14 protein-coding genes are annotated in these 15825 nt (G+C 65.0%); 4 read left to right on the top strand and 10 right to left on the bottom strand.

Annotated features, from left to right (window positions below; all coding sequences use genetic code 11):
• Positions 1 to 3: 3 nt before the first annotated feature.
• The 8 genes from AC1ROT_RS20290 to recG form a co-directional block, all read right to left on the bottom strand.
• Positions 4 to 333 (bottom strand): DUF3325 family protein, encoded by a 330-nt coding sequence (locus tag AC1ROT_RS20290; RefSeq protein ID WP_493001274.1) that lies wholly within the window; start codon positions 331 to 333, stop codon positions 4 to 6.
• Positions 330 to 1778 carry a PepSY-associated TM helix domain-containing protein gene (locus tag AC1ROT_RS20295; RefSeq protein ID WP_493001276.1) on the bottom strand — a complete coding sequence of 483 codons (1449 nt, stop codon included), beginning with the start codon at positions 1776 to 1778 and terminating at the stop codon, positions 330 to 332. Before AC1ROT_RS20295 ends, AC1ROT_RS20290 begins: the two co-directional genes overlap by 4 nt.
• Before the next feature lie 46 nt (positions 1779 to 1824).
• The gene (locus tag AC1ROT_RS20300) at positions 1825 to 2082 is read right to left on the bottom strand and encodes a DUF3649 domain-containing protein (protein ID WP_493001278.1); all 258 of its coding nucleotides are present in this window, start codon (positions 2080 to 2082) and stop codon (positions 1825 to 1827) included.
• A complete protein-coding gene (locus AC1ROT_RS20305) occupies positions 2079 to 2711 on the bottom strand; it encodes a DUF4198 domain-containing protein (RefSeq protein ID WP_493001280.1) in 633 nt (210 codons plus the stop codon). Before AC1ROT_RS20305 ends, AC1ROT_RS20300 begins: the two co-directional genes overlap by 4 nt.
• Positions 2712 to 2716: 5 nt before the next feature.
• A complete protein-coding gene (locus AC1ROT_RS20310) occupies positions 2717 to 5113 on the bottom strand; it encodes a TonB-dependent siderophore receptor (protein ID WP_493001282.1) in 2397 nt (798 codons plus the stop codon).
• A gap of 120 nt (positions 5114 to 5233) precedes the next feature.
• On the bottom strand, positions 5234 to 6217 hold the full coding sequence (locus AC1ROT_RS20315; protein ID WP_493001284.1) for a FecR family protein: 984 nt from the start codon (positions 6215 to 6217) through the stop codon (positions 5234 to 5236).
• A 52-nt stretch (positions 6218 to 6269) separates the two neighbouring features.
• Positions 6270 to 6815, bottom strand: coding sequence for an RNA polymerase sigma factor (locus tag AC1ROT_RS20320; protein ID WP_493001286.1), 546 nt, complete (start codon positions 6813 to 6815; stop codon positions 6270 to 6272).
• Positions 6816 to 7123: 308 nt separating this feature from the next.
• Positions 7124 to 9235 (bottom strand): ATP-dependent DNA helicase RecG, encoded by a 2112-nt coding sequence (gene recG, locus AC1ROT_RS20325; protein ID WP_493001288.1) that lies wholly within the window; start codon positions 9233 to 9235, stop codon positions 7124 to 7126.
• A 95-nt stretch (positions 9236 to 9330) separates the two neighbouring features.
• Between recG and AC1ROT_RS20330 the strand changes: the two genes are divergently transcribed.
• Both AC1ROT_RS20330 and mfd read left to right on the top strand, forming a co-directional pair.
• A complete protein-coding gene (locus tag AC1ROT_RS20330; RefSeq protein WP_492972884.1) occupies positions 9331 to 9597 on the top strand; it encodes an FAD assembly factor SdhE in 267 nt (88 codons plus the stop codon).
• Between the two features lie 22 nt (positions 9598 to 9619).
• Positions 9620 to 13156 carry a transcription-repair coupling factor gene (gene mfd / locus AC1ROT_RS20335; RefSeq protein WP_493001290.1) on the top strand — a complete coding sequence of 1179 codons (3537 nt, stop codon included), beginning with the start codon at positions 9620 to 9622 and terminating at the stop codon, positions 13154 to 13156.
• Here the strand turns inward: mfd and AC1ROT_RS20340 are convergent.
• Positions 13153 to 13677 (bottom strand): PAS domain-containing protein, encoded by a 525-nt coding sequence (locus AC1ROT_RS20340; RefSeq protein WP_493001292.1) that lies wholly within the window; start codon positions 13675 to 13677, stop codon positions 13153 to 13155. The genes mfd and AC1ROT_RS20340 overlap by 4 nt on opposite strands.
• A 2-nt stretch (positions 13678 to 13679) precedes the next feature.
• A complete protein-coding gene (locus tag AC1ROT_RS20345) occupies positions 13680 to 14336 on the bottom strand; it encodes a DsbA family oxidoreductase (protein ID WP_493001294.1) in 657 nt (218 codons plus the stop codon).
• A 94-nt stretch (positions 14337 to 14430) separates the two neighbouring features.
• On the opposite strand from AC1ROT_RS20345, the gene AC1ROT_RS20350 reads away from it, so the two are divergent.
• Both AC1ROT_RS20350 and kefF read left to right on the top strand, forming a co-directional pair.
• Complete coding sequence (locus AC1ROT_RS20350) at positions 14431 to 15192, top strand: SDR family oxidoreductase (RefSeq protein ID WP_492972888.1); 762 nt, start codon at positions 14431 to 14433, stop codon at positions 15190 to 15192.
• A gap of 21 nt (positions 15193 to 15213) precedes the next feature.
• Complete coding sequence (gene kefF, locus AC1ROT_RS20355; RefSeq protein WP_493001296.1) at positions 15214 to 15819, top strand: glutathione-regulated potassium-efflux system oxidoreductase KefF; 606 nt, start codon at positions 15214 to 15216, stop codon at positions 15817 to 15819.
• Positions 15820 to 15825 lie beyond the last annotated feature (6 nt).

Raw genomic sequence — 15825 nt, forward strand, 5'->3', positions numbered from 1 at the left:
GCGTCACAGCCCCGCGAGACCGGCCAGTCCGCCGGCGGCCAGACCGAGCAGCGCCAGCCGCGGCAGCAGGCGCGGCGCATAGGTCAGCAGCAGCACCAAAACCGAGATCGCGGCTGCGCAGAGGCTGAACCAGGCGACGGCGCCGATGCTCCAGCCCTTGGCCGCGGCCGTCGCGCTATAGGCCGCCAGCAGCAGCAGCACCGCGGTGCTGCGCAGGATCAGCACCGTCGGCGGTTGCAGCCGCGCCATCAGCACCTGTCCCTGATGTCGCTCCATCGCCATGCATAACGCTGCGGCTGCGGCGAAGATCAGTCCGGCGGCCAGCAGCATCATGCGATGGCTCTTTTGCGACGATGCAGACGATGCCAGACGAGCAGGAAGCCCAGACCGATTGCGAACAGCGCGGTGTCGAAGGCCGCATCGCGCAGGCCGGCGGTGAGCCAGCCGGTCACCGGCACAGAAACGCTGGTGAGCGCGGTGGTCAGCAGCAGGGCGCGCCAGCTGATCCGCGCCGGACACAGGGCGGCAAACAGCGCGGCCGCCAGCCAGACCATGAAGAAGGCGAGCGCCTCGCGATCGGCACGCCCGGCCATGCCGACCGGCAGCAGGCGGTTGGCGAGCAGGAATCCGGCCATCGCAATCGGCAGGCCGAGGATGACGGCCACATTGAGCCGCTCGACCAGCGCAATGCCAAAGCGCGCGGCGCGGGTTTCGGCGCGCTCGCGCCGCTTCACCACCCACAGCACCAGGCCGGAGCCGACCATGGCGGTGCCCATCAGCCCGCAGAAGAACAGCAGGCCGCGCAGGTCGAGGCCGCCGAAACGGCCCAGATGCAGGCCATACAGCGTCTGGCGGATCTGCGACACCGGCCGGTCATTCTCGAGTTCGGCCACAAAAGCGCCGGTGGCGCCATTGAACTGCAGGGCGCGGCGATGGTGCTGCAGGTCGGTGCCATAGCGACCCAGCTCGACCACGGCATTGGCGTCGCCGGGCAGGAAGACGCCGATCTGCTCGATCGGCATGTCGGGCCAGCGCGCGGCGGCTTCGGCCACCATCGGTGCGGTGGGCGCCAGCGGCACAGCCTGGCGGGCCGGCTTCGGCGGCACCGGCACCGCGAAAATCTCGGCGGTGGCGGTGGGGCGTCCCTCGGGATATAGCGGCGTCATGCCCCAGGGCAGGTAGGTGAACATCAGCGTGATCAGCCCGGTATAGGTGATGATCAGGTGATAGGGCAGGGCCAGCACCGCCAGCGCGTTATGGCCGTCCAGCCAGGAGCGCTGCGCCGCCTTGCGCGGGCGGAAGGTGAAGAAGTCCTTGAAGATGCGGCGATGGGTGATGATGCCGCTGATGATGGTGACGAACATCGTCATGGCCGCGGCACCGGCGAGCCAGCGCCCGAACGGTCGCGGCATATGCAGCTCGAAATGAAAGCGGTAGAAAAACTGCCCGCCATAGGTCTCCCGCGCCGTGATCGGGTCGCCGGTGGCGGGGTCGAGCAGACGGTTCTGGAACCGCGATCCATCCTGCCAGGAGATGCGCAGTTCGTGGTCGCGCTCGTCCGGCAGCGATATGAACCAGCGCGGCGAACCGGGGGCGAGCTGTGTCAATGTGCGCAGGGCATTGTCGGCGGCGACCGTATTCGACACCGTCGGTGCCGACAGTTCGGGCCGCATCCAGTTGGAAATCTCCGGCCGGAAATAGCTGGCCGTGCCGGTCAGGAACATGGCGAACAGCAGCCAGCCAAGAATCAGGCCGGCCCAGGTATGCAACCACGCCATCGATTGCCGGAAACCGTCTTTCACGTCCCTGAACCCCCGTACGCCTTCACATCCATGTCAGCACCGCCAGTGGTGCCGTCGCCAGTGCCAGCCACGTCCACATACGCAGCAGGCCGTTGGCGGCAAAGGCCCAGATCGCCACGCAGGCATGCAGCAAGAAGGCGATCATCACCGCCGTCATCACGGCTTCCGACCGTTCCATCGGCAGGATGCGCGCAAGTCCGATGGAGGCCAGCACAGAAACGCCATAGCCGCCCGGGAGGGCGGCTATCACGCGCTGGATGATATGCAGGGCCGGCGTCAAGGCGCCGTCGTGAACGACAGCGTCGTCACATGACGCAGCTTGGTATAAGCCTTGCCGTTCCAGCTACCGGCGGTGTTGTCCTCGACGATGGCTTCCAGCACATACTGGCCCGGCCACGGCGTCTGGATGCTGACGATACCCTCGGCATCGGTGGTCAGGTGCTTGGTCCAGCGCGGCGGACCGATCACCACCACCTTGCCCTTGGCCACCGGCTGACCATTCAACAGCAGCCGGAAGCTGTTGCCATTGGCGGTCACCGGCACCAGCTCCAGAGCCAGCGCGCCACGGATGTCGCTGCGGCCGGCGCGGGCATGGAACATCGAGGCCGAGCCGCGGTCGGAGACATAGCCGGCGGTCAGGCGGGCATCGCCGCCGGGCGCCACAGGGAAAGTGAAGAAGCCGTCATTCAGCGTGGCCGCACGCGGCGGCGCATTGACGGTGACCGACTGCGGTTCAGCCGCATATTTGGCGAGGAAGTCGCGGCCTTCGCGCAGGTCGTCTTCCCATTCGCCGAAATAGGCTTTGGCTTCCGAACCGCCGGTCCATTCGGCCCAGACCTGATGGGCGTGGGCGGGGAGGCTGAGCAGGGCCGCTATGATCAGGGCCGGCAGTGTTGCGGTTTTCATCATGATCCTTACCATTTCGCTTTGACGGCCAGCATGGCGCTCAGCGGTTCGCCATACATGTTCTGTCGCGTCGTGCCGCTGACCTTCTCGTAATAGACTTCGTCGAACAGGTTGCTGACGGTCAGCGCCACACCCAGATTGGGGGTGAACTGGTATCCGACGCTGGCATTCACGATCGCATACCCTTCCTGGGTCAGGCGAACCGCGCCGCTCTGGGAATAGTAATCGCTCACCGCACGCAGGCCGGCGCCGACATACCAGCCCTTCAGCAGTTCATCCTGGAAGCTGTGCTTGGCCCAGAGGTTCACAGTGTGCTTCGGGGTCAATGTCGCAAAGGGCGTGCCCTGCAACGCTGTCGTGCCGGTGACGTGTTCGGTTATCACGTAGGAATAGCCGGCCAGCAGGTCCCAGCCGGGTGCCGGCGAGCCGCTGATTTCGGTTTCCATGCCCCGGCTTTCCACTTCACCGGCCGCAATGAAGAACGTCGTGTTGGCCGGGTCGGTCATCGCCCGGTTGCTGTCGTTGATCTGGAAGAAGGCGAGATGCGCATTGGTCTTGCCATCGAACAGATCGGTCTTCATGCCGACTTCGTACTGCTCGCCGGTCCGGGGCGGCAGGAACTCGCCGGCCACCGTGGTGTTCGACTGCGGTTTGAAGATTCCGGCATAGGAGCCATACAGCGCCAGATGCTTGTTCAGGTCGAAGATCACGCCGGCATAAGGCGTGATCTCGTCTTTCACGGCATAACCGGCCGTCTGGGCATTGGTCAGCAGGTTGTGGCTCTGCGCATTGAAGCGGCTGACCCGCGCGCCGCCGATCAGGGTCGTCCAGGCGACCGGCTTGATGCGGAGCTGGCTGTAGATGCCATACTGCTCCTGCTCTGCGGTGGTCTGCGAGGTATAGGGTACGCCGATGACCGGAACGTCGTTGACCGGGTTAAAGATGTTGGACGCGATATTTGTCCCTGTCCCGGACAGGCTGGTATCCTTGTTCTGGCGATAGTCGGTGCCCACCGTCAGGTTGTGGGTCAGGCCCCAGGCCTCGAACGGCGTGGTGTAGTTGGCATCGGTCGAAAGGTCTTCACGGCTCAGATCGAATTTCGACGGCTGGATGCTGAAGGCGCCGGTCGTCGCGTTGATGGCGGTATTCGCCCGGTAGCCGTAATACAGCATGCTGCGATCGAAATGATGCATGCTCAGCTTGGCCGTCGCTCCGTTACTGAAGCGATGTTCCAGATCGGCAAACATGTCCCGGGAGTCGGTGTCGAGCTGGTTCCAGCGCGCACCGGTGAAGGTGGAGCGCCTGATATTGGCCAGCCTGCCGTCGGCATAGGCCGGCAGACCCTGGTCGAGAACGGATTCGACTTCCTGGTTGGTGCCGCCGAAGGAAAGCGTGGTGTCTGGCGTAAGGTCCACCTCAATGGTGCCGTAGGCGAACTTCTTGCGCGACGACAGGATGTCGACAAAGGAGTCGCGTTCGTCGTTTGCGGCGACAAGACGGGCGCGCACCCGGCCGGATTCGACCAGCTTGCTGGTGACATCGGCCTCGGCGCGATAGGTCTCCCAGGATCCGACCATGAAGCCGCCGCTCATTGTCAGGTCGGGCAGGGCGCGTTTGCGCACCATGTTGATGACGCCGGACGGTTCGCCCGACCCCTGGAACAGGCCGGCCGGACCGCGCAGCACCTCGATACGATCGTACATCACATTGTCGAGCGCAGTGGCCAGATTGCCGTTGGTGGTCATGTTCACGCCATCCAGCAGCACGGCATCGATATCGAAGCCACGGGCCTGGATGGTGTTGAACTGGCCGGCGCCATCGAAGCGGGTGACGGTCATGCCCGTCGTCTGCTTCATCGCGTCTTGCAGCGTGACGAGATTCTGGTCCTCCATGCGCTGCCGCGTCACCACGGACACCGACTGCGGCACATCGCGGATGGCGGTGGCGCCCTTGCCGCCGACGGTCGCGACATCGGCGGTATAGGACGTGCTGCCTTCGGTGCGGGCGGGATCGGTGGTGCGCGTCCCCTGAATGGCGATGGAGGGCAGCACCGTGGCGCCGCCGGATCGCGGCGCCTCGATCAGGGTCACGGTCGTGGGATCGGAAAAGCGATGCGTCAGTCCGCTGCCGGCCAGCAGCTGTTGCAGGGCCTGGTCGGGCGTGAAGCTGCCGCGCAGACCGCTGGACTGGCGGCTGCCGATAATGGCCGGGTCATAGGCCAGTTGCAGGCGGGCCTGGCGTCCGAGGTTGGCCAGGGCGGTGCCAAGCGGGCCGGCCGGAATATCGAAGGCGATGGCTTGGGTGGCGGACTGGGCCCGGGCCGGCGCCGCGGCAAAGCCCGCCGGCAGGGCGGCGCTCAGCATCAGGGCCAGCAGCCACACGGGAACACCTTGATATTTATTCATAAAATCGCCCCCCAAGGCGTCCGAACAGTACAAAATGGGCGACGCAGGGCTAATTCTGCGACGCATTCGCACTTTCAGGACGGACGAGGGGCGGGATTTTTAACAGCCGCGCCGAAAAAATCAGGCGAGGTCGATCAAGGTCAGCCAGGGCGAGACAGTCCGCAGGCGGCCGCCGAAGGGTTTGAGCATCGCGCGGAGGGCGGCTTCGGGCTGGGTCAGATCGAACACGCCGCTCACCTGACGCTGGCCCAGGGAGTCGTCCAGCATCAGAACGCGGCCGCGATGCCAGCGGGCGATCTCGGCTGTCACGGCGCGCACCGGTCTGTTCTCGACCGTCAGGATGCCATCGCGCCATTGTCCGGCACGCTGCGGGTCGGTATGGCCGTTGTCGATGCGGTCGGTCTGCAGCGCCAGCCACTCGCCGGCGGTCAGGCGTTTGCGCTCCGCACCGAAGTCGATCTCAAGCGTGCCCTGCTGCACAGCGATCGCGCTCGCGTCGTCGTCATGACGCAGTTCAAAGTCGGCTCTGGTGGTGCTCGCGCTCAGGCGACCCGCCTGGATCAGGATGCTGCCATCGCCCAATGGGCGCAGCTCGAGGAAAGCCAGGCCATGCAGCAGTTCGATGCCATGCCGGTTCCGGTCGCCCTTGTCCAGCATGCGCATGGCGCTGCGCGGGCCCAGGGTGATGCGGTTGCCATCGGGCAGATCGATGCGTCGCATTTCTGCTGCGCCGGTGATGCTGTCGCCGCGCAGCCAGTGCGTGGCCTGCGGCAGAACAGCGACGCCGGCAGCACTGGCGGCCAGGGCGAGGCCGCCACCGGCGATCAATTGGCGGCGCGACGGCCGCGTCTGCAGGGCAGGCCTGGGCCGGTTATGGCTGTAGCGGGGCGGCAGGTCGCCAGCCAATGTCCAGACGCGTTCGGCTTCGGCAAAGGCTTTGGCATGGCGCGGATCGGCGTTGCACCAGGCTTCGGCCTGGGCGCGGACCATGACCGTGCCCAGCGGCACGGGTGGCGAGGCCTTCAGCGCCAGCACATACTCCATTGCGGTCTGCCACAGGGCATCGTCGCTGGAAGGATCGGGCGGCTGATACGAGGCGGTCATTGCGTTCGGGCGTGGCCTGGTGGTCTTGATACCTATAAGACGAATGACGCCGTCATTTTTTTACCGGTCGGTCCGATTTATTGGCATCGACCGCGAGGGCCTGTTCGCCGAGGCCATCGCGCAGTCGCGCATAAGCTTCATGGATCATACGCCAGACCAGGGTTGTGGACACGCCCAGTTCGCGCGCGATTTCGGTCTGGCTGCATCCGCCCAGGCGGTGCATTTCAAATGCAATGCGGGTGCGTTCGGGCAGGGTGTCCAGCACAGCCAGCGCTTGCGCCAGCACCTGGCGGTCGCCGACAGCGGTTTCGGCATTCGGGGTCGGATCGGCCAGGATTACCAGCGTGGGATCGGGATCGTCCAGAACCCGCGCCACACGTTCGTGACGGCCGTAATCGCGGGCGAGATTGGCGGCGGTGGTGAACAGCACGGCACGCGGATCGCGCATCTCGCCGGCAGCCGGATGGCGCAGCAGCCGCACAAAAGCTTCCTGCGCCACATCCTCGGCGGCCTGTGCCGTCGACAGGCGGCGGCGCAGGAAGCGCAGCAGGTCGCGGCCGTGGCGGCGGAACAGCAGATCGAAATCGAGGGTGAGCAAACGAGGTGTCCGGGGTTAGGTGGCGCACCTTAGCTGGACTGCGAATAACTCTCAATTACCACTGTATGTCGAACTTGATTTCAGAGAAATGTTTCCTAATTGTTCTTACGAGGCCCAAGGCAGGGTTCGAAACCGGAGGGCGGCGCGTGCAGGGTGGGACAGAGAAGGCTCGAAAAGGTCCGAAATGGCCAGGGATGGTCAAACTTGGCGTGCCGCTGGCTCGAAATGGCAAAGTTTGGTCCGGTTTGGCTCGACATGGCAGGTTTGCCGGCTCCGGCCGCGCATGTGATCTCAATAAAATCATAGGCTTAACCCGACTGGAGGTACTGAATCGCCGCATCCCGTTCGAACAGATACAGCAGGGTGAGCAGCGCCTTGCCGCGCTCGCTCGCCAGTTTCGGGTCGCGCTCCAGGATCAGCCTTGCATCGTCGCGGGCGGCGGCCAGCAGATCGCCATGGGCGGCCAGATCGGCAACGCGGAATTCCGGCAGACCGCTCTGCCGGGTGCCCAGCACTTCGCCGGCGCCGCGCAGCCGCAGGTCTTCCTCGGCGATGCGGAAGCCGTCGTCGGTCTCGCGGATGATCTTCAGCCGCGCTTTCGCTGTCTCGCCCAGTGGTCCCGAATAGACCAGCAGGCAGGCGCCGGGCTTGCCGCCGCGTCCGACCCGGCCGCGCAGCTGATGCAGCTGCGCCAGACCGAAGCGCTCGGCATGCTCGATGATGATGAGCGTCGCCTCGGGCACGTCGACACCGACCTCGATCACCGTGGTGGCGACCAGCAGCTTCGATCGACCGGCAGCAAAGGCCTCCATCGCGGCGTCTTTTTCCGCAGGGTTCATTTTTCCATGAACGAGTCCGATGCTGCCCTCGCCGAGTTCGGGCTCCAGCGCCAGCTTCAAGGCCGAGTGACGCTCGGCGGCGGCGGCGAGGTCGATCTGCTCGTTCTCTTCGACCAGCGGACAGACCCAGTAGACCCGCTCGCCGGCAGCGATCTTGCGCTTCGCAGCAGCGACAACGTCCTGGTAGCGGTCGGCGGCGATGGTGCGTGTGTCCACCGGCGTGCGGCCCGGCGGCTTTTCGGTCAGCAGCGAGATGTCCATGTCGCCATAGGCGGTGAGCGACAGCGTGCGCGGAATCGGTGTCGCCGTCATCACCAGCACATCGACGCCGCCTTTATCTCTCTGCCCTTTGGCGGCGAGGCCGAGCCGCTGGCTGACGCCGAAGCGATGCTGCTCGTCGATCACGGCGAGAGCAAGGTCGTGGAACACCACGTCATCCTGGAACAGCGCATGGGTGCCGATCAGGATATTGATCTCGCCGTTGCCCAGTTTCTCCAGCAAAGCCGCGCGCGGCTTGCCCTTGTCGCGGCCGGTCAGCAGGGCCAGCGTCAAGCCGAGCTGCTCGGCGTAGGGGCGCAGGGTTTCGGCATGCTGGCGGGCGAGGATTTCCGTCGGCGCCATCAGCGTCGCCTGCGCGCCGGCTTCCACCGCCAGCAGCATGGCGTTCAGCGCCACCATGGTCTTGCCGCTGCCGACATCGCCCTGGAGCAGGCGCAGCATGCGTTTTCCCGAGGCCATGTCGCCGGCGATCTCGGCAATGGCCAGGGTCTGCGCGTTGGTCAGCGGCCAGGGCAGCAGCTTCGCCAGCCGGTCGCGCAAGCGCCCGTCGCCCGTCAGCGGCCGGCCCGACAGCCGTTTCAGTCGCCGCCGGATCAGCAGCAGGGCCAGCTGGTTCGACAGCAGCTCGTCGAAGGCCAATCGCTGTCGCGCCTTGGTGAACGGTTCCAGGTCATCGGCATTCTCCGGCCGATGCGCCGTCAGCAGCGCCTCGCGCCAGCCGGGCCAGCCTTCGCGCTTCTGATAGGCGGGATCGAGCCATTCCGGCAGGTCCATCACGCGGGCCAGCGCGCCATCGACGATCTTGCCCAGCACGCGCGGCATCACGCCGGCGGTGAGCGGGTAGATCGGTTCGACGGCGGCAAGCTGCTCGATTTCCTCTTCGGTGCCGATGCGGTCGGGATGCGTCATCTGCGCCTGGCCGTCGAACAGTTCGACCATGCCGCTGACCACGCGGCTCTCGCCTTCGGGCAGGTTGCGCCGGAGGAAGTCTTCGCGGCCGTTGAAGAAGACCAGCGTCAGCCGGCCGCTGCCGTCATGGCCGGTGATCTTGTAGGGCATGCGGGTGTTGCGCGGCGGCAGATGCTTGTCGATGGTCAGCCGGATCGTGGCGATGCGGCCTGGCTCGGCCTCGGCGATGGCCGGGCGGTAGCGGCGGTCGACGATGCCTGAGGGCAGATGCCACCACAGGTCCACGACCCGGCCGCCGCCAACCAGCTTTTCCACCAGCGGGGCGAGCTTGGGTCCGCAGCCTTTCAGGCTGGTGATCGGCGCGAAGGCGGGAAACAGCGATTCCGGGCGCATGACTGAGGGAAAATTCTTGGGAAACCTTGAGAATCCATCGGTTCGCGTACTATATCCTGCCCACGTTCCGGAAACACCCCCAGGGGCAATTTCAGATGGCCGAGGATATCGAGACCCGCCGCAAGCGCCTGCTGCATCGCAGCCTCTATACCGGCATGAAGGAGGTCGACATCCTGCTGGGCAGTTTCGCCCGCCGTCACCTGCAGACCTTCACCGATGTGGAGCTCGATCAGTACGAGGCGCTGCTGGAGAATTACGACGATCCCCAGATTTATGCCTGGGCCATTGGCCGCGATCCGGTGCCGCCGCACCTGGATACCGGCGTGATGAAATTGCTGAAAGCCTACAAGCTCCCCCTGTAACGCCGATTGCCGTGATGACGCCATGAGTTTCGTGCTGCCGGATATCCTGACCCGGTCGGGCCGCTGGGCATTGGCCGGCGCGCCGGAGGGCCAGGACGCGCGCCTGCTGATCGCGCTCGCTGCCCGCCGGAAGGGTCAGGGGGTGCTGCATGTCTGCCGCGACGACGCCCGCATGGCGACGCTGGAAGCGGCACTGAAATTCTTTGCTCCCGATCTGCCGGTGCTGACCCTGCCGGCCTGGGACTGCCAGCCTTATGATCGCGTGTCGCCCAATGCCGAGATCGCGGCACGGCGCATGGACACGCTGAACCGTCTGGCCGGTGAGCGGCCGGATGTGCCGTGGCTGCTGCTGACCACGGTGAACGCGGCGCTGCAGCGCCTGCCGCAGCCGGGTTATCTGGCCACCACCGGCTTCCGCGCCGCCAAGGGCGGCCGGGTCAAACCGGAGACGCTGATCGAGTATCTGAGCCGCAACGGCTACAGCCGCGTTTCCACCGTGAACGAACCCGGCGAATATGCCGTGCGCGGCGGCCTGGTCGATCTGTTTCCACCCGGCACCGAGGCGCCGTACCGTCTGGATTTCTTCGGCGATGAGGTCGAGAACATCCGCCGTTTCGACCCGGCCACCCAGCGCACCATCGATACGGTGACCGAGCTGTCGCTGACAGCCATGAGCGAAGTGCCGCTCGATCCGGATGCCATCGCGCGCTTCCGTGGCGGCTATCGCGAGCTGTTCGGCACCGTTACCAAGGAAGATCCGCTCTACGAAGCCGTCTCCTCCGGCCGCCGCCAGATCGGCATGGAGCACTGGCTGCCGCTGTTCTTCGAACAGTTGGCCACCGTGTTCGATTATGTGCCGCAGGCGGCGGTGATCCTCGATCATCTGGCCGGCGATGCGGTGGACGAGCGCTTCAAGGCGATTGCCGATCACTATGACGCCCGCCGCGCCGCCATGAAGCGCGGGCTGGAAGAGGGCGGAGCGCCCTACAAGCCGCTGCCGCCCGACCGGCTGTATCTGACCGCCGGCGAATGGGCGGCGCGACAGGAACGCCGTGCCGTCGGCATGCTGTATCCATTCGAGGCGGTTGGCGGTCCGGATGTGACCGTGGTCGATCTTGGCGCCCGGCCCGGCCGCGATTTCGCGCCGGAACGCACACAGGCGGCGCAAGCCGCCGAGAAGAAGGCGGCCGTGGTCAGCGTCTACGATGCGCTGGGCGGCCATCTGGCTAAGCAGGTGATGGCCGGCAAGCGCGTGCTGTTCGCAACCTTCTCTGTCGGCGCGCGCGACCGTCTGGCCCTGGTGCTGAAGGATCACGGCCTGCCGATGCCGCAGATCATCGAGGCGGCAAACGACATCGACGCCCTGGCGAAGAGCGTACCGGCGATTGCCGTACTGCCGCTGGAGCATGGCTTCGAGGCGAAGGACCTCTGCGTCGTCGCCGAGCAGGACATTCTCGGTGATCGTCTCGTGCGCCCGCGCCAGAAAAAGCGCCGGGCGGAGAACTTCATCGCCGAGGCCAGCGCGCTGCAGCCCGGCGACTTCGTCGTGCATATCGACCACGGCATCGGCCAGTACAAGGACCTGGTGACGCTGGATGTGGCCGGTGCGCCGCATGACTGCCTGCTGCTGCATTACGATGGCGGCGACCGGCTGTACTTGCCGGTCGAAAATATCGAGATGCTGTCGCGTTACGGCTCGCCCGATGCGGAAGTAACGCTCGACAAGCTCGGCGGTGTCGGCTGGCAAAACCGCAAGGCGCGCATGAAGCAGCGCCTGAAGGACATGGCCGGCGAGTTGATGAAGGTGGCGGCCGAGCGTGAGTTGCGACAGGGCGAACGCGTCACGCCGCCGGACGGCCTGTACGAGGAATTCTGCGCCCGCTTCCCCTATGAGGAAACCGAGGATCAGGACCGCGCCATCAACGAGGTGCTGGACGACCTGGCCAGCGGCAAGCCGATGGATCGGCTGATCTGCGGCGATGTCGGTTTCGGCAAGACCGAGGTAGCGATCCGCGCGGCCTTCGCGGCCGCCATGTCGGGGCAGCAGGTGGCGCTGATCTGCCCGACCACACTGCTCTGCCGCCAGCATTACCGCACTTTCTTCCAGCGTTTCCGGGGTCTGCCGCTACGCATCGAGCAGCTTTCGCGCATGGTGACGGCGAAGTCCGCTGCGGATACCAAGAAGGGCCTGACCGAGGGCACCGTCGACATCGTGATCGGCACGCATGCCCTGCTGTCGAAGAGCATCGATTTCAAACGACTGGGCCTGCTGATCATCGACGAAGAGCAGCATTTCGGCGTCAAGCACAAGGAACGGCTGAAGCAGCTCAAGGCCGAGGTGCATGTGCTGACCATGTCGGCCACGCCGATCCCGCGCACGCTGCAACTGGCGCTGTCGGGCGTGCGCGAGCTCAGCCTGATCGCCACGCCGCCGGTCGACCGCCTGGCCGTGCGCACATTTGTCACGCCCTTCGATCCAGTGGTGATCCGCGAGGCCCTGCTGCGCGAGCATTTCCGTGGCGGCCAGAGCTTCTTCGTCTGTCCGCGCATCGAATTTCTCGATACCGCCATGGCCTTCATCCGCGACCATGTGCCGGAACTGAAGGCCGTGGTGGCGCATGGCCAACTGGCGCCGACCGAGCTGGATGACGTGATGAACGCCTTCTACGACCGGCGCTACGACGTGCTGGTGGCGACCAATATCGTCGAAAGCGGCCTGGATATCCCTTCGGCCAATACGCTGGTGGTGTATCGCGCCGACCTGTTCGGCCTGGCGCAGATGTACCAGCTGCGTGGCCGCGTCGGCCGTTCGAAACTGCGCGCCTATTCCTATTTTACCTATCAGGGCGGACGCCTGCTCAACACCGGGGCGGAACAGCGGCTGCGCGTGCTGCAGAGCCTGGATACGCTCGGCGCCGGCTTCACGCTGGCCTCCCACGATCTCGACCTGCGCGGTGCCGGCAATCTTCTGGGCGAGGAACAATCGGGCCATATCCGCGAGGTTGGCTTCGAGCTGTATCAGGAGATGCTGCAGGAGGCGATTGTCGCTGCCCGGGCGACGGCGCGCGGCGAGAAGGCGGGTTCGGGCGACAAATGGTCGCCGCAAATCCAGATCGGCACGGCGGTTCTCATTCCCGAAAGCTATGTCGCGGACCTCAATCTGCGCATGCAGCTTTATCGCCGCGTCGCCGATCTGGATGGCCGCGCCGATATCGATGCCTTTGCCGCCGAGATGATCGACCGCTTCGGGCCCTTGCCCGAGGAGGTGAACCATCTTCTGGACATTGTGGCGATCAAGAAATTCTGCCTGGAAGCGAATATCCTGAAAATCGAGGCCGGGCCGAAAGGCGCGACGCTCACCTTCCGCGACAACCTGTTTGCCGATCCGGCCGGCCTGGTGATGTTCATCCAGTCGGAACGCGGCGCCAAGCTGCGGCCGGACCATAAAGTGGTGCTGATGCGTGACTGGCCCGAGCCGCATGATCGCCTCAAGGGCGTGCTGCATGCCGCCCTGCGGCTGGCCGAGATCGCGGGCAAGGCGAAAAAGAAAGTCGCCTAGCTGGGGCGGCCTGGCAGTTCGGACTTATAGGGCGGGAAGCTCTGGCCTGCGCCGATATAGGCGACTTCGCCATCGGGGCCGAAGAGCGGCACGGCCACCACTTCCAGCAGCCAGTCCTGCCCCAGTGCCCGGGACTTCACATGGCCGTAGACCGGCATGGCGGCGTGATGGACCATGGTCGCGCCCTTGAGCAGGAAGGGACGCCAGTTGGAATCGGGATGTTCGTCGAGCCATTTTCCGGTCAGTTCATGACCGAGCCGTTCGACGATGTCGGTGCCGACCAGACGATACCGGAAGCGCAGCGGATCGGCATGCACTTCCAGCAGGGACAGAGATCCGAGCAGGAAACGCAGGCGCAGGGGATCGAGGAATTCCTTGCCCGGCATTTCGCCTGCGGCACGCGCGTCGAACCATAGCTGCAGAAACTGCCGCACATTGGAGTCCTGCACGCTTTCGGCGTCCGCAGCAAAACCAAGGTGTGGCATGCCCTGCGGCGTTATGGCGGAGCTCTCGACGTTCATGGTCAGCTTTGAGCGGCCTGTGCCTGTTCACGGGGTTCGGCGGCAACCTTGTCGATCACCTGCAGCAGGGCATCCGCGGGCTGTGCGCCCGAAACGCCATATTTGCGCTCGAAGATGAAGAAGGGGACGCCGGTGATGCCCATCTCGCGTGCCATCATGTCTTCGGACTGGATGACGTCGGCGTCGCGACCTTCATCCAGCAACTGTTTCACCAGAGCGCCATCCATGCCCTCGGCAGCCGCGGCATCGGCCAGCACCTGATGATCGCCGATATCCCGGCCTTCGAGGAAATACAGGCGGAACAGCCGCTCCTTCAATTCGTTCTGCGCACCGGCGGTAAGGGCCCAGCGCAGGACGCTGTGAGCGGCCAGGGTGTTGGGTGTACGCTTGATGCCGTCGAAGTCGAAGGCGATGCCTTCCTTGGCGCCTTCAGCGGAAACCCGGGCATAAATGTCTTTCGCGCGGGCCGGGCCGCCGAACTTGGCTTCTAGGTAGCTTTTGCGGTCGGCCCCCTCGCGCGGCATATCGGGGTTGAGCTGGAACGGTCGCCAGCCGATCTCGAATTCCACATCCGGGCGCTGGGCCAGCGCCTGTTCGAGGCGGCGCTTGCCAATGAAGCACCAGGGACAAATGACGTCAGAAACGATTTCGATGCGCATGCCGCAACGGTAGCGCAGGGTTGCCGGCCAGACCAGCCCCTTGACCGCAGGGGACGAGAAACCGACGATCCGGCTGGCAAAACAGGAGGATTCGATGGGCCAGGGTATCAGTCTGAAGGGCAAGGTGGCGGTGGTGACCGGCGCCAGCAGCGGGTTGGGCGAACGGTTCGCCGGACTGCTGAGCGGGGCCGGGGCCAGCGTGGCGCTGGCGGCGCGCCGCACCGACCGGCTGAGTGCGCTGGCCGAGCGGATCACCGGAGCCGGCGGCACGGCGATCACGGTGAAACTGGACGTCAACGATTACGATAACATTCAGTCGGCCTTTGCCGAGATTGCTGAAAAACTGGGCGGGGTGGATATCCTGGTCAACAATTCCGGGGTCAGCAAGCAGGGCCGCATTGTCGACGTGACGCCGGAAGACTTCGATTTCACCATGAACACCAATGCCAAGGGCGCCTTTTTTGTCGCCCAGGCGGCGGCCAGGGACATGATTGCCAGGAAGGTTGCAGGGCGCATCATCAATATCGCCTCGGTTGCCGGACTGCGGGTGCTGAGCCAGCTGTCGGTCTACTGCATGTCGAAAGCGGCTGTCGTGCATATGACCAAGGCGATGGCGCTGGAATGGGCGCGCTACGGGATCAACACCAATGCGATCTGCCCGGGCTATATCGAAACCGAGATCAACCGCGACTACTGGGCGACACCGGGTGGCCAGAAGCTGATCGAGATTCTGCCGCGCCGGCGGGTGGGCGAGGCCAAGGACCTGGACGGCCTGCTGATGCTGCTGGCCTCCGATGAAGCCCGATTCATCAATGGCGCGATCATTGCCGCCGATGATGGTCTGGCTATAACCTGAGGCCGGAAAGACGAGGGCCGTGTGAGCATAGTGCCGGAAACGGAAAAGCCGAAAATCCTGGTGCTGTTTGCGCATCCCTATCCGCATCTGTCGCGGGTCAACCGCGCCATGGCGGATATGGCCCGCGAGCTGCCGCATGTGACCCTGCACGATCTTTACGAAATCTATCCGGATTTCCATATCGATGTGCGACGCGAGCAGGCGCTGCTGACTGCCCATGATGTTGTGGTGATGCAGCATCCGTTCTACTGGTATTCCTGCCCGTCGCTCCTGAAGGAATGGATGGATGCGGTGCTTGAATATGGCTGGGCCTACGGCACCAGTGGCGAGGCGCTGCGCGGCAAGGAACTGGCCCAGGCGGTTTCCACCGGCGGGCCGGACGACGCCTACAAGACGGATGGCTATAACGGCATCACCATGGCCGAGCTGCTGCGTCCCTTCGAACGCTCGGCAGCGCTTTGCGGCATGACCTATCGCGAACCCTTCCTGCTGCAGGGCGCACGCCTGAAAAAACAGCTTGAGGTCGAGGCGCATGCCGAGGCCTATCGTGCCTGGCTCGACGCTTATCCGCATCCCAAGGCCAGCGCCATCTGCGCCAAGCCGGCGGTGCCGGCGATCGACCGGTAGGCCGCA

The organism is Ferrovibrio sp. GW821-FHT12E11, assembly GCF_058806975.1.

What these genes read in the sequence shown, in the direction of transcription:
- mfd (WP_493001290.1), top strand. Translation starts at nt 9,620, where the DNA reads ATGAGTTTCGTGCTGCCGGATATCCTGACCCGGTCGGGCCGCTGGGCA.
- AC1ROT_RS20350 (WP_492972888.1), top strand. Translation starts at nt 14,431, where the DNA reads ATGGGCCAGGGTATCAGTCTGAAGGGCAAGGTGGCGGTGGTGACCGGC.
- recG (WP_493001288.1), bottom strand. Translation starts at nt 9,235, where the DNA reads ATGCGCCCGGAATCGCTGTTTCCCGCCTTCGCGCCGATCACCAGCCTG.
- AC1ROT_RS20305 (WP_493001280.1), bottom strand. Translation starts at nt 2,711, where the DNA reads ATGATGAAAACCGCAACACTGCCGGCCCTGATCATAGCGGCCCTGCTC.
- AC1ROT_RS20340 (WP_493001292.1), bottom strand. Translation starts at nt 13,677, where the DNA reads ATGAACGTCGAGAGCTCCGCCATAACGCCGCAGGGCATGCCACACCTT.
- AC1ROT_RS20295 (WP_493001276.1), bottom strand. Translation starts at nt 1,778, where the DNA reads ATGGCGTGGTTGCATACCTGGGCCGGCCTGATTCTTGGCTGGCTGCTG.
- AC1ROT_RS20315 (WP_493001284.1), bottom strand. Translation starts at nt 6,217, where the DNA reads ATGACCGCCTCGTATCAGCCGCCCGATCCTTCCAGCGACGATGCCCTG.
- AC1ROT_RS20345 (WP_493001294.1), bottom strand. Translation starts at nt 14,336, where the DNA reads ATGCGCATCGAAATCGTTTCTGACGTCATTTGTCCCTGGTGCTTCATT.
- AC1ROT_RS20310 (WP_493001282.1), bottom strand. Translation starts at nt 5,113, where the DNA reads ATGAATAAATATCAAGGTGTTCCCGTGTGGCTGCTGGCCCTGATGCTG.
- AC1ROT_RS20290 (WP_493001274.1), bottom strand. Translation starts at nt 333, where the DNA reads ATGATGCTGCTGGCCGCCGGACTGATCTTCGCCGCAGCCGCAGCGTTA.
- AC1ROT_RS20330 (WP_492972884.1), top strand. Translation starts at nt 9,331, where the DNA reads ATGGCCGAGGATATCGAGACCCGCCGCAAGCGCCTGCTGCATCGCAGC.